The 14,307-nt window shown below is 41.8% G+C and carries 10 protein-coding genes; 4 read left to right on the forward strand and 6 right to left on the reverse strand.

Annotated elements, in window-relative coordinates; genetic code table 11:
* Positions 1-136: 136 nt before the first annotated feature.
* Positions 137-1,198, reverse strand: a complete 1,062-nt coding sequence (gene desA / locus AB1L08_RS18850) for a Delta(5) desaturase DesA (RefSeq protein ID WP_413066182.1) — start codon at positions 1,196-1,198, stop codon at positions 137-139.
* 230 nt (positions 1,199-1,428) lie between these two features.
* Here desA and AB1L08_RS18855 point away from each other — a divergent pair, with 230 nt between their 5' ends.
* The 4 genes from AB1L08_RS18855 to adhP all read left to right on the forward strand — a co-directional run bounded on the left by AB1L08_RS18855 (position 1,429) and on the right by adhP (position 4,018).
* A complete protein-coding gene (locus AB1L08_RS18855; RefSeq protein WP_413066183.1) occupies positions 1,429-1,620 on the forward strand; it encodes a YbxH family protein in 192 nt (63 codons plus the stop codon).
* A 169-nt stretch (positions 1,621-1,789) separates the two neighbouring features.
* Complete coding sequence (locus AB1L08_RS18860; RefSeq protein WP_413066184.1) at positions 1,790-2,113, forward strand: PadR family transcriptional regulator; 324 nt, start codon at positions 1,790-1,792, stop codon at positions 2,111-2,113.
* Positions 2,114-2,119: 6 nt separating this feature from the next.
* Positions 2,120-2,785 (forward strand): DUF1129 family protein, encoded by a 666-nt coding sequence (locus tag AB1L08_RS18865; protein ID WP_413066185.1) that lies wholly within the window; start codon positions 2,120-2,122, stop codon positions 2,783-2,785.
* A 222-nt stretch (positions 2,786-3,007) separates the two neighbouring features.
* Positions 3,008-4,018: an alcohol dehydrogenase AdhP gene (adhP, locus tag AB1L08_RS18870; RefSeq protein WP_413066186.1), complete on the forward strand. Its 1,011-nt coding sequence runs from the start codon at positions 3,008-3,010 to the stop codon at positions 4,016-4,018.
* Between the two features lie 80 nt (positions 4,019-4,098).
* On the opposite strand, the gene AB1L08_RS18875 is transcribed toward adhP, so the two are convergent.
* From AB1L08_RS18875 to AB1L08_RS18895, 5 genes are all read right to left on the reverse strand, one after another.
* Entirely contained in the window at positions 4,099-7,161 is a 3,063-nt protein-coding gene (locus AB1L08_RS18875) for a hybrid sensor histidine kinase/response regulator (RefSeq protein WP_413066187.1), read from the reverse strand.
* A gap of 61 nt (positions 7,162-7,222) precedes the next feature.
* Complete coding sequence (locus AB1L08_RS18880; RefSeq protein WP_413066188.1) at positions 7,223-8,362, reverse strand: response regulator; 1,140 nt, start codon at positions 8,360-8,362, stop codon at positions 7,223-7,225.
* A 76-nt stretch (positions 8,363-8,438) separates the two neighbouring features.
* Entirely contained in the window at positions 8,439-9,002 is a 564-nt protein-coding gene (locus AB1L08_RS18885; protein WP_413066189.1) for a class D sortase, read from the reverse strand.
* 140 nt (positions 9,003-9,142) lie between these two features.
* A complete protein-coding gene (locus AB1L08_RS18890) occupies positions 9,143-13,375 on the reverse strand; it encodes a Cna B-type domain-containing protein (protein WP_413066190.1) in 4,233 nt (1,410 codons plus the stop codon).
* Positions 13,327-14,307 (reverse strand): collagen binding domain-containing protein (locus tag AB1L08_RS18895; protein ID WP_413066191.1); only part of this gene is annotated, 981 nt, incomplete at its 5' end. The genes AB1L08_RS18890 and AB1L08_RS18895, both read right to left, overlap by 49 nt.

The following is a 14,307-nucleotide window of genomic DNA, read 5'->3' on the forward strand; positions in this document are numbered from 1 at the left end:
CTACAGCACTTTAAAGGGTAAAGTTACTGAGTGGATTTTAACCACTTAGATTGTGTAACTGCGGGGCACACAGAAAAGCCATTCCGAATGATCGGAATGGCCTTAAAAGAAGAATCGAGCCGGATATTGCCGGTTTTCATCCCAGTGTTTTATTTCGTATCAAACTGACATGTTTCGGCTTCAAATGAACGCGGCTTTTTTCGGTTCGAAGTTGACGATGCGCTTCTTTAAAAGGAACAAATGTTTTATTCTCGGGATCATACAGCCGGAATTTTAAAGATTCCAGGCTCGATTTTATCGTAATCGTAGTAGCGTGGTGGAGCGGCGGATTTGACTCATGCGCTTCTTCCAAGTAATAGTTTGGAACGCGCGGCGCCAGATGATGCACATGGTGAAATCCGATATTGCCGGTCACCCACTGCAATACACGCGGCAATTTATAATAGGAACTGCCATCGACCGCCGCTTTTACATAATCCCATTCCGTTTCCTCTTCGAAATAGGAGTCTTCGAACGTATGCTGGATATAAAACAGCCAAATCCCCAGTGCTGCAGCAACAAACATGATTGTACCCTGGATTATGGCAAAAGCCTGCCAACCGGTGATGAAGATCATCAGTGCATAAATCGCCACTATGCAGAAGTTTGTCAAATACGTATTGCGCCGCTCTTTCTTCCTCGCGTCTTTCCTGTTTATCCTGTTTAAAATCAGCATTAAATACAAAGGCCCCAGCCCAAACATGACGAGTGGATTTCTGTAAAACCGATACCCGAGCCGCTGCCATTTGGATGCTTCTTTATACTCGTCAATTGTCATGACCCAAATATCACCAACACCCCTTTTATCGAGATTCGAACTGGATGCATGGTGAATGGCATGCTCACGTTTCCACTTTTCATATGGAAAAAGTGTTAATATCCCTGCAATGGTGCCCACGATGTCATTTGCTTTTTTACTTTTAAAAAACGAGCCATGGGTACAATCATGAAAAATGATAAATGCCCGGACAACAAACCCCGCCGCAACAACAGCCAGGCCCAACGTCAGCCAGATCGACACCGATAAACTATGATAGGCCAACAGCCACAGAATAAAAAATGGCGGAACCGTATTTATTATTTGCATGATACTTTTCTTTTTATCTGACTTGGCAAAAACCGCCACCTCTTTATGCAATTGCCTCGTTTTCTCTCTCATGTAATCCTCCTTAAGATGACGAACTCATTTGTTATCTTTCATGATAAGAGATGAACCGCTTATCGAAAAGGCATAAACGTCATCACTTTGTCATGATAAATGTCATGTATTGTGAATCATTTCACATTTTTGTTTTATAAATCTTGCCTGATTGTTCCCGGCATGATTTTTGTATGGAAGATTGGGGTATGTTAAATCATAACCAATTCAACGTCAGGAGTTGATTAGCATTGGGAGCCATCGAAAGAAACGGATTTGTATTTGAACCCGAATATAGTGTCATTGAGCAAAATGGAGCCATTCATGTATATCACGAAGGGAAATTTATGGAAGAGGTCAAATTTACCTTTTCCGGAAAATACCCTAAACTTGATCAAATTGAAAAGCTGATCGACGACTATTGCAATGAAAAAGGCATCTGATGGAAACATTGACAGCAACTTGAGAAAAAATGTATAATGAATTCAACTACTTTGCTTTGCCAAGTAGCTGTTTTTTGTCGTACTATCTTGCTTTGTCAAGTACTGGCATGCATTTTTTTCGGCCCCCTATCTTGCATAACAATATAGCAGCAGAAAGGAAGGTGCATATATGTCTGTACGAAGCCAATTATTGAAAGGAGTTTTAGATGGCTGTGTGTTGGCAGTAATTGAGAAAGAGGCTGTTTACGGCTATGAGCTTTCCAAGAAGCTGCAAGACATTGGATTGCGGGATGTAAGTGAAGGCACCATTTATCCAGTGTTATTAAGACTTCAAAAAAACGGATTGATCAGAGGCGAGGTGCGGCCATCCGATTCCGGACCGAATCGAAAATATTATTTTTTAACGGATGCCGGCCATAATGCTTTGGCAACCATTATTGAAGAATGGAATCGCATTTCCGACCCGGTCAATGAATTATTAAAAAGCAGGTGAATAGATATGGATGCAAAAAAACTGATTGAAGAAAACAATCGGAAGAGAGAATTATTGACGCCGGAAAATGAAGCGTACTACAGCGACATGATGATTTACATTCGTTTGCAGTGGCGCCTTTCCGAACAGCAATCCGAAGAAGTTTTAATGGAAATGCTTGATCATTTGCTCGAGGGCCAGGAAGAAGGAAAAACGGCAAAAGACATTTTCGGCAATGACCCGAAAGGTTTTGCCGATGAAATTATTGAACAGCTGCCAAAAGAGAAGAAGCGGGAAGCCGTCCCTTTCATTGCCGGGATCATTGGCGATACGGTCAGTTGGGTCTTAATGATCCGGGGGGTTCTTCTTTTGGTTTTGTCAAAATTTATTGAAGTCAAAACAGAGATCAACTTGTTTGTGGTTGCTGCCTTAGCCTTTACCATTACTTGCTTCGTGATTCTTACAATTCGCTTTATTTTTAGGCTTATAAACAACTCTCTATTTAAAGAAAACCGAAAAACAAAACGGGATATGTTGAAAGCCGGATTATTTGGCGCTGCAGGAATGGCTGTCGTCATTCTTGTTGTCAAGTGGGTCCCCGAAATTGGGCCATCCTTCAACTTTCCCTGGTGGGCTTCATTAATAGCCGGGGCCATTCTGCAACTTATTCTTTATGTGACTAAAAAGAAATAATGGATTAGGCAAATTTTTCCTCCCCACTATGAATATTTTGGGAAACGCAGCTAAAACATTTTTTGCCAAAATTTCGGTTAAATGGGCCGAAATTTTGGCAAAAAGAAACAATAAAACGGCTGCTGCAGCACAATCCTCCCGTATTGCCGGGGAGATAAAGTTGGTATAATTTTTGCAATATTAGGATATGGGCAACCCATTATACTTAAGGAGGAATCGATCATGAGAGCAGCAGTCGTCAATGAATTTCAGGAAAAGCTGGAAATAAAGGAGGTGGCTATTCCACAACCGAAGCATGGCGAAGTATTAATCAAAATGGAAGCATGCGGTGTTTGCCATACCGACCTGCATGCTGCCCATGGTGACTGGCCGGTTAAACCGAAGCTTCCGGTCATCCCGGGCCATGAAGGCGTTGGGGTTGTTGAACAGGTTGGGGATGGCGTAACTTCTTTGAAGAGAGGTGACCGAGTCGGGATTCCATGGCTTTTTAAAGCATGCGGCGAATGCGAATACTGTCTATCGGGAAATGAAACGCTCTGTCCAAACCAATTGAACGGGGGCTATTCCGCCGACGGTGCCTTCGCCGAATATTGCGTGGCGCCAGCAGATTACGTGGCAAGAATTCCGGATGGCGTCGATCCCGTGGAAATAGCACCCATTTTATGTGCAGGGGTGACCACTTATAAGGCCTTAAAAGTATCAGGAGCAAAAGCAGGAGATTGGGTTGCCATTTATGGCATCGGCGGGCTCGGGCATATCGCACTGCAGTATGCCAAGGCGATGGGGTTCAATGTGGTGGCTGTTGATATCAGCGATGATAAACTTGAGCTTGCAAAGGAGCTTGGTGCTGAATTGACCGTCAACGGAAAAACTTCGGACCCTGCCCAAACGATCAAAGATGAAGTCGGCGGCGTGCAGGCGGCCATCAGTGTCGCCGTAAACAAGGCCGCGTTTGAGCAGGCCTATCACTCTGTCAAACGCGGCGGATCAGTTGTCCTGGTAGGATTGCCTAACGATGAAATCCCCGTCCCGATTTTTGATACCGTGTTGAATGGTGTAACAGTCAAAGGCTCGATTGTCGGTACAAGAAAAGACATGCAGGAAGCTCTGCAATTTGCTGCGGATGGTAAAGTACGGGCCATCGTTTCCACCGCGAGGCTTGACGACATTAACAATGTATTTGACAGAATGGAAAAAGGGCAAATTAACGGTCGTGTTGTCCTGACGTTCTGATTGTGCTCGTTTCCAGGCAGCCGTTCATTTTATGGACGGCTGCCGTAATCCTGGTACGTGTTTGCATCTGGTATCATCTTTTAATTGCTTTTAGGTATATTAAATATGATCGTCGTCCCTTGATTTGGATTGCTTATGATTTTCAACCCCTGGCCGTATAATTGCTTTAGACGGCGATTTGTATTGTACAGACCAATGCTGTTTTGCTTCCCGGGTTGTGCCGCAAGGATTTCCCTTGTCTTTTCCTCATCCATCCCAACACCGTTATCTATAACGGCAATCTCTATTTCGTGTCCTTTATCCATTACACGAATGAGAATCGTTCCACCTTCCGCACGCTTGAGGATTCCATGTCTAATTGCATTTTCTACTAATGGTTGTATGGATAGCGGGGGTATCTGTATTTTGAACGTCTTGTCTACTTGCCATACAATATTTAATCTCTTGCCAAACCGCTCTTTTTCAATAAATAAATAAGAGTATAGAAGTTCAAGCTCATGTTCAATAGGAATTACTCGCTGCAGGTTCTTTTGATCGAAGCTTTTCCTTAAGTAATTTCCGAATTCAGCCAACAGGTCTGTCATTCTGTTGATATCCATTTCACTAAGAGAAGCAATAGTATTTAACGTATTGTATAAAAAATGAGGCTGGATTTGAGCTTGAAGCCATGCGGCCTCCAGCCGAAGCCGCTCACTAATTGATTGTTTAAGGTTGATTAGTGTGGTAACGCGGGATTTAAATTCCAATCCCCCGATAGGCTTCGTGACATAATCGTTAGCGCCTGCCAAGAAACCGGCAACAACATCCTCTGGCTGACTTCTTGCCGTCAGCAACAGGATGGGGAGCTCCGAAATGGAAAAATGGCCGCGAATGATCCGTACAAGCTCATATCCTGACATATGCGGCATCATCACATCGGCGATGACTAAATCCCACTCCCTGGTGTTTAACACCGATAATGCCTCATGGCCGCTTGTAGCAGTGAAAATTTCATACGCATTGTTTGAAAACATGCTTTCCATCACTTTTAAGTTCACAGGATCATCGTCTACGGCCAATATGCGAACAGGGTCAGAGGATGATGATTGATTCGCGTCCACATGTTTCTGATCTGCAGCCCGAGCCGCAGTGATTTTCTCATCCTCAGCTTCCATCGCAATACTTGCCGCAACCTCTGGTTGAGAAACAGATAATTTTAGGGTAAACGTAAATACCGATCCTTGATTCGGTTTCGAGCTCACTTCCAGCGTTCCTCCATGTAATTCAACCAGCTGCTTGCAAATGCTCAAACCGAGTCCGAAGCCGGTTCCCGCCGATGTGATGCCGGAAGTTAATTGTTCGTATGGCTCAAAAACCTTCTCCAGGAAATCCTCATCCATGCCAATGCCGGTATCGCAAACGGAAATTCGTGCCCATCCGTTTTGAATGAATGCATGGACTGACACTTCGCCAGTTTCTGTATACTTTACTGCATTGTGAAGAAGATTGAACAAGATTTGAACAAGCCTGTTTTCATCAGCATAGACGAATGGAAAATTGTCTGGAATCCGGTTGGCCAATTTGATTGGTTTTTCATCTATCATATATCGGAGAACGTCCATTGCAGCTTCTGTTGCAGTGTGAACAGAAACGTCTTTCGACAGGATGGTAATGCGCTGTTCCTTCAACCTCGCCAGATCAAGCAGGTCATTTAGCTGCAAGGACATACGATTCCCTACCATAAGGATCAGTTCCAAATCTTTTGCACTTTTCTCCTTAAGAGAATTTTTCTCCCTGTCCATAACTGCTTGCGATATATTTATCATGCTGTGAAGCGGATTGCGCATCTCGTGGGCAACGGCGGCTAAAAAGTCGTCTTTTTGCTTATCGGCTTCCTGAAGCTGTTTAGCCAGCTTTTGAGACTCATCCAGTACGCGAAAATATTGTTTGAACCAATACGTGGCAAAACAAACCGTGGCAATCATTAGGTCAAACGGATAAGAAACCATTTCAATCTGTAACATTTGAATGATTAGCAGCCAGATCAAGCTTCCAATCGAGGCAATCGCAGCCAAAAGCAAAAAGATGTTATGATTGTCAATCCTTGCTGTTGCACGGTACATCACCAGCGGTGCCAATAAGCAAGGAACGAGCATAACGGCGCTATAAAACAAGATCAAAGCCAAATTAGATGAAGCTGGTAAAAATAAGATCATCAGCAAGGAGATGCCGCACAAGATCAAATACGGACGATACAATTTGGCACGAAAAAAATCAGACAGCAGATGCTTTATGCACTGCAACAGAAAATAGCCGCCGCCGATCATTGTAAGAAACGGGATCTTTACGCTCCATTCAAAATCCAAAGGTATCCACACAAACAATAAACGTTCACCGATTAGTGTCCCGAGGATGACACATAAGAGCATTAAAGAGAAATAGAGTAATCTTCTGTCCCGGTTTCCTGCTAAAAATAAAATAAAACTGTACACGGCATGGAGCATGTAGACAATGCAGGCAATATAAACTATATCGGTGGAAAATCCGGTATCTTTTGAAAAAGGTTCTGCCAAGCCGAATGTTATCGGGCGAACAATTCCACCTTTATTGGGATTGTCAAAGTTTGCAACTTGAATAACGAGTTCTATTTCATTCGTGTCTTCAATGGTAAAATAGGCGGTTTGGGGAATGTTTAAAGGTGTGTATTGCTGCTTATCAACAGCAGGTTTACCTGATTGGGCAATCAATTTCCCGTTAACATACACTTCTGACGAGCTGGCAATGTTTGGGATGTACAGGCCGTAAGTTTTTCCTCTATCGGGGTCGACCAAGATTCGTAAACGGTAGGTGCCAAAACCATATTTACTTGCTGCATCGGTTAAAGCAGCCCAATTGCCCGGTGTTTGGATAAATTCTCTTTCGTTTTCAATATAATTGGTTTCCACGTTTTCTTGTAGAACCAGCGTATTTGGAAATAACTCCCACTGGCCATCAAGCGTAATTGCATGTTCCGTTATTTTTTCCCAATTCCGTAAATCAAGTACGCCTTGAGAAGCGTGCGGATGTTCAGGGATTTTATTAACATGAAGCCACAATAACCGAAAAGTTGTCAGAATAGTTAAAAACACCAGCGCTATGAGAATAACTTTTTTATTTGATAGCATATCTGCACATTCGACAGGATTCCCTGCATCCTTTTCATATATTAAAAAACAATAAGATGGATTACATGGTGATAGTCTTGTCTTTCCAATGCTCGTACCATTCCAAAATGTATGGTGCAGGCGTCATGCCATATTCGTTTAACAACATTTCATTCAGAGTTCGGTACTGAACCTCAACTGAATTTCGTTCGCCCAGCAGATCATACAATTTCATCAGCATAAAATAGCTTTCTTCCAAGTATGGATGCAGCGCCTGCATTCGTTGATAGATGATAAGCGCACTCATATACTCTTCTTTTTGAATCAGCAATTCAGTTGTTTTCTGTGTATAATGAAGCCATAAAAGTCTTAAACGCTCCCGCTCACTTTCAGCCCACAAGTAACTTTCTTCCGATAAATAATCCCCGCTATATAAATCCAATAATTTTTGAACAGATAAAAATTCCGGGTCTCTTTTTTTAAACAATCCCTCCAGCCCATTTTCAAATTCCTCTATATCAATCTGAATTTCTTGTAAATCAAGAATATAACTATAGTCATGACTTGTTATGTTAATATGAAAATCAATGGATGAAAGTGTCTTGCGAATTTGATAAATGGCTGCGTACAATTGTGCAAATCCCTTATTCATATCAGCTTCGGGCCAAAATAAATCAAGCAACACTTCTTTCCTCACTGGTTTCCGACGGTGATGGACGAGAAAAGCGAACACCTCTTTTGCCTTTGATGTTCTCCAATGAACTTTGATTTTTTCGGGTTTTCCGCTATCCCGTGCAAACTGGAGGGTCTGGAAACAGCATATCATGCCGGAGTGGTTGGTTTCATCTTTTTCCATATGGTTTCTTTTCATTGGCTGGAGCCTTTTAATCGTTTCACTCAACCGCTTTCTTTGAACTGGTTTCATTACATAGTCTACAGCATTCAGTTCAAAGGCTTTGACAGCATATTCGTCGTAGGCAGTTACAAATACAATATGTACATCTGAATGCGAGTTTTGCAATTTTTCTGCGAGTTCAATTCCATTAGTCGTGGGCATTTCAATGTCAAGAAAAACAACATCAGGCCGGTCTTGCATAATTGCCTTTAGACCTTGCTGCGGATTGATATACTTTCCCACCACTTTTAAATCGCCAATTTCCGCCAATAACTTTTCCATATGTTCAAGGGCTAAGGGTTCATCATCAATCAAAATGACTCTCACGTATGAAAACCACCTTTTATTTTAAATCAATCATGATCATCACAAATGTTTCATCCGGAATAACAAAGAAAATAGGTCAGTTTGTCCGCTTGGCATAAATAATATAACGGTCAGGGGCATCTCCCACATACCTAAAGGGGTAACATGTAGTAACGGTTAACAGCTCATCCTCATTGTAATCTGGCCGAACGACAGTCAAATCATCAGCACCGACAATTTCTGTTTTTTCAATAATATACTTAAATTGACCATAGGGCATCTTTATTTCAAGTTCATCGCCGATTTCCAATTCTCCCAGCCTGCGAAACACCGTATCCCTATGACCCGAAAGGACGATTTGCCCTTGCTCGGAAGGAAGTGCTGTTCCTTTGTAGTGTCCGACACCCTTGGCTAAATCCTCTTCATCCACGCCTTCTATAATTGGTAATGATTCATCAAGCCTTGGCAAACCCAATACACCGATCGCATCTCCAACTTGAGGATCAAAAGAAGATCGGTTCATATCTGAATCATCCGTAATCATTTCTTTCGCATGCTGTAATGCGTCGTCCTGCATTTGTTTTGATTTCCAAATATGATAACCGCTGTATCCGATGAAATACAATCCAATCAGGATCAATACTTTGGCTGTAAACCTCATGAATTAACCCCCGATCTTTTTTAGGCGGTCTTATATTGTACATAGCTTTATTTTACACTATATTTGAAATTTATTGCTTTTTTCATTCAAATTAGATAAAAAACTTCCACATACACTTTTGGCATGTGGAAGTTTTTCAATTATTGCTGTCTCTTTTTGCTCATTCGTGACAACCACAATCCTGCAAGAAGCAATAAAATGCCTGCTAATCCATAGTTGAATAGTGATGTTGCCGTGTTTGGCAGTTTAAACCCATTTTGGCCTTCCTGACCTGATTTGACTGGTTTTGTACCAGTTTCACCTGGTTTTCCGGGATCACTCGGCCCTGGATCAATCGGTTTTCCGGGATCAACTGGCTTGCCATCGACTGGCTGTTCAGGATCCACTGGCGTATTCGGCGGTACAGCAGTGTTCTCCACAATCAAGATTACTGTTTTGTTCTGCCCTTTTTCGATTGTAAAGCCGACTGGCTCTTGAAGCTTTTCATACCCTTGGGGAGCTTTCGTTTCAATAAATTGATAGTCTCCCGGCTTCAATCCAGACACGGACAGTTTTCCGGATTGATCAGTGGTCAAGTTTTTCTGAAGCTTGCTGCCTTCTGCATCCCGAAGCTCGAATTCCGCCCCGGCCAACGTTACGTTGTGATGATCCTTGTCGACTTTGATCAGTTTAACCTCGCCAAGAATCAATTTGTTCGTAATGTCATAGCCGGAAACAATGGATTCATATCCTTCTACAGGATGCTCTTGCACTGTATATGTGTATGCTTTTCCTTCTTTATCATACTTCTCTAAATCGGTAAAACTGTACTTCCAATCAGTGTCTGCTGTCACTTCTTTCGTGGCGATCACTTTTCCATTTTGCAGGAGGTCCACTTTGATCATTTCCGGACGGTCTTTGAAATGATCATCTTCCCATGTCTTGGTCCCTTCAACGGAAGTTGTGCCGACACGCAAGTTGGTGATATCGTAGCCATCCACGGTTGTTTCATAACCTTCAATCGCTTCTTCTCGTACGGTGTACTCATATGCGACGCCGTTTTCATCATAAGCTTCTAAATCTGTGAATTCATACGTCCAGTCATCAGCTGCTGTGACTTTTGCTGTATCGAATACTTCCCCATTTTGAAGGAGGTTCACTGTAATCGACTCTGGGCGATCTTTCGAGTTATCATCTTTCCAGCCTTTTGTTACCGTAACGGATGTTTTCTCAGATCTGGTATTCGTGATGTCATAGCCATCCACTTCTGATTGATACCCCGGTACACCCTGCTCTTTTACAGCGTATTCGTATGTCTTGCCTTCTTCATCATACTTATCCAAGTCTGTAAAGCTGTATGTCCAGTCAGACTTTGCTGTGACTTCCTGTGTATCAACGACTAGACCATTTTGCAGGAGGTTCACTTTGATCATTTCCGGACGATCTTTGGAATTGTCGTCTTTCCATGTCTTGGTCCCTTCCACGGATGTTTTGCCGACACGGACGTTCATGATGTCATGCCCGTTCACAGTAGATTGATATCCTTTTACAGGCTCCTCTTGGACAGTGTATTCATAGGCTTTACCTTTTTCATCAAATTCGTCCAAGCCGGTAAAGCTGTACTTCCAGTCAGTGTCAGCTGTTACTTCTTGTGTGTCGATGACTTCACCATTTTGCAAAAGATTGACTTTGATCATTTCCGGACGATCTTTGGAGTTGTCATCTTTCCATGTCTTCACACCTTCTACGGATGTTGTGCCGACACGCAGGTTGGTAATATCATAGCCGTCTACAGCCGCTTGATAACCTTTCACAGGCTGCTCTTTCACACTGTATTGATAGGCTTTACCTTCTTTATCATACTTTGCCAAATCGGCAAAGCTGTACTTCCAGTCAGTATCGGCCGTTACTTCTTGTGTGGCGATTATTTTACCATTTTGCAGAAGATCAACTTTAATCATTTCCGGACGATCTTTGGAATGATCGTCTTTCCATGTCTTCTCACCTTCTACGGATGTTGTGCCGACACGCAAGTTGGTAATGTCAAAACCATCAACGGTTGATTGATATCCCTTTACCGTTTCTTCCTTCACTGTGTACGTATATTCTTTACCTTCTTCGTCATACTTTTCTAAATCTGTAAAACTGAATTTCCATTTGTCATCTGCTGTGACTTCTTTCGTATCAATCACTACACCATTTTGCAAGAGGTTGACTTTGACCATTTCCGGACGATCTTTGGAGTTGTCGTCTTTCCATGTCTTTGTTCCTTCCACGGATGTTTTGCCGACACGAAGGTTTGTGATATCAAAGCCGTCTACTTTGGTTTCGTACCCTTCAATCGCTTCTTCTTGTACAGTGTACTCGTATGCTACCCCGTTTTCATCATAAGCTTCTAAATCTGTGAATTCATACGTCCAGTCATCAGCTGCTGTGACTTTTACTGTATCAATTACTTCACCATTTTGAAGGAGGTTCACTGTAATGGTGTCAGGACGATCCTTAGAACCATCATCTTTCCAGCCTTTCGTTACGGTAACAGATGTTTTCTCAGATCTGGTGTTTGTGATGTCATAGCCATCCACTTCTGATTGATACCCCGGTACACCCTGCTCTTTTACAGCGTATTCGTATGTCTTGCCTTCTTCATCATACTTATCCAAGTCGGTAAAGCTGTATGTCCAGTCAGACTTTGCTGTGGCTTCCTGTGTATCAACGACTACACCATTTTGCAGGAGGTTCACTTTGATCATTTCCGGACGATCTTTAGAGTTGTCGTCTTTCCATGTCTTGGTCCCTTCCACGGATGTTTTGCCGATACGGACGTTCGTGATGTCATGCCCGTTCACAGTAGATTGATATCCTTTTACAGGCTCCTCTTGGACAGTGTATGCATAGGCTTTACCTTTTTCATCAAATTCGTCCAAGTCGGTAAAGCTGTACTTCCAGTCAGTATCAGCTGTTACATCTTGTGAAGCAATTTTTTGACCATTTTTGAGAAGATTTACTGTAATAAACTCTGGACGGTCTCCTTCAGTGTTATCATCTTTCCATGTTTTTGTTCCTTCTACAGATGTTTTGCCGACACGTAAATTGGTAATATCAAAGCCTTCTACACTTGTTTCATAACCTTCTGCATGTTCTTCTTTAATCGTGTATTCATATGCCACACCGTTTTCATCGTAGGCTTCAAGGTCTGTAAATACATACTTCCAATTCTCGGACGCCTTTACTTCTGCACTGTCAACTTCTTTTTCATTTTGTAAAAGAATAACGGTGACAGAATCTGGACGGTCTTTTGATTCATCATCCAGCCAACGTTTCGTTACTTCAACAGATGTCTTTTCAGAACGAGTATTTGTAATATCAAATCCATCCACTTCTGATTTATATCCAGGAACACCTTGTTCTTCCACAGTGTACTTGTATTCTTTACCTTCACTGTCATATTTCTCTAAATCTGTGAAACTGTATTTCCAGTTGTCATCTGCTGTTACTTCTTTGGAGTCTGTTATCTCTCCATTTCGAAGTAAATTAACTTTGATAGCATCTGGACGATCTTCTGAATTTCCATCTTTCCATTTCTTTTCACCGGAAATGTTCATCAATTCAATATTGGTGATATTGTTACCGTCGACTTTTGAAAAGTAACCATCTACTGGAACTTCTTTGATTGTATACTTAATTTCTTTGCCTTCTGTATCATACTTAGGTAAATCTTTAAATGTATACTTCCATTCGTCTTTACCTGATACTATCTTTTCATCTCTAGGTGTGTCTCCACCATCAAATAGTTGAACTGTGATGGAGTCAGGGCGGTCCTCCGAATCACCATCTATCCAAGTTTTTTCACCAGAAACTTCGACTAGCGCATCATTCTCAATGGTTACTTCGGTTGTTTTTCCGATTTCAACCTTGATATTGCTTAATTTTGTTGCAATCTTATATCCTTTCGGCGCTTGAATCTCTTCTACCTTATACTCTCCGAAAGGTACATGCGCTTCTGCTTCGCCTTCTTCATTCGTTGTTAATTCGAATGTTTGATTTGTTTCAATATTAGTTATTTTGAAGGTTGCATTGGCCAATGTCTCTTTTGTTACCGCATCTTTCTTAACCATTTTTGCCGTGCCTGTTTGGCGCTCGTTCACAATTTTTTGCGTTTTGATCCCTTCAGGCATTTCGTCATATTTAAGCTCAACGGTTAATGGTGTTTCGGCTAAATATCCTGCAGGCACTGCCTCTTCTAAAGTATACGTACCGTATTTAAGACCGGTCCAGCGAAGTTTTCCTTCCGCATTCGTAGTTCCTTCACGAACGACAATTTCTTTATTGCCAACGATTGTTTTTAATACAAAAGCAACGCCTTCCAACGGTTTGTTTGACCCGTCTTCCACTTTTTCAAGAACAAGCCCCCCGTGCCGCCTTCAGTAGGACCGCCGCCTGAGCTGATTTTTACTTGGACCGATGCTTCTTTCGTAGTCGTCCCAACTACTTCTTCATTTGACTTGACTTCAGCATTATTTGTTATGTTAGTTGTTTCTTGAGCCAGAATATAAGAGGAATACTGAACAATGTAAGTGTCCGATGTCTCTCCAGGAATTTTCAGCTCAAATTGGTTGCCATTAACTGTTATTTCATAATCTTCCCCGGCAACTAAAGGCTCATTAGAACCCTCTTTTGTAACCTTGATCTTATCTTCTAGTAAAACCTGTACACTCTCATCGCCTAAGTCATCCGTTACAACGATGCTTTCTAACTTAGACTTCGATTTGTTAACGACGATTTCCCAATCAATCGTCCAATCCTCTTTATTGTGCACACCTTTTTTCCCTAAAAACTCTCCTTGATGAGGCAATGTAACATGTGCTTTTAAATGATGTGTTTCCCCTTTACGCGGGATAAACTGCGCTGTGTTTTCATATTTTTCATTACTATTATAGATACCGTCTTTATCGACGGTTTTAAATACAACACGATAGCTTTGATCGATTTTCCCTAAATGGATCTTAATTTCGTTGTTAGCAGTAGTTATTCTTGATGGAGCTGTTACGTCGTCTCCTACTGTTACTCCGCCTTTTTCTCCGATAGTTGTTTTAAAAACTTGAACTGAACCATCTACTAATGTTTGGTTTTCAGCAATTTTATCAATGAACTCTGCATCTTCTAGGCTTAGCTGGTTGTAGTTGACATCAACGGTCCAGGTAATTACTTTTGTTTCATTATCTGGTTCACCTTTTTTGACACCATTATTTTTGATATGAAAATAACATTTTGCTTGAACGCACTGTTTCAATTTGTCAAGTACGCGGGAAAAATTCCCATGTAA

Source organism: Siminovitchia jepli (assembly GCF_047228825.1).
In the GTDB taxonomy this organism is placed as follows: domain Bacteria; phylum Bacillota; class Bacilli; order Bacillales; family Bacillaceae_C; genus Siminovitchia.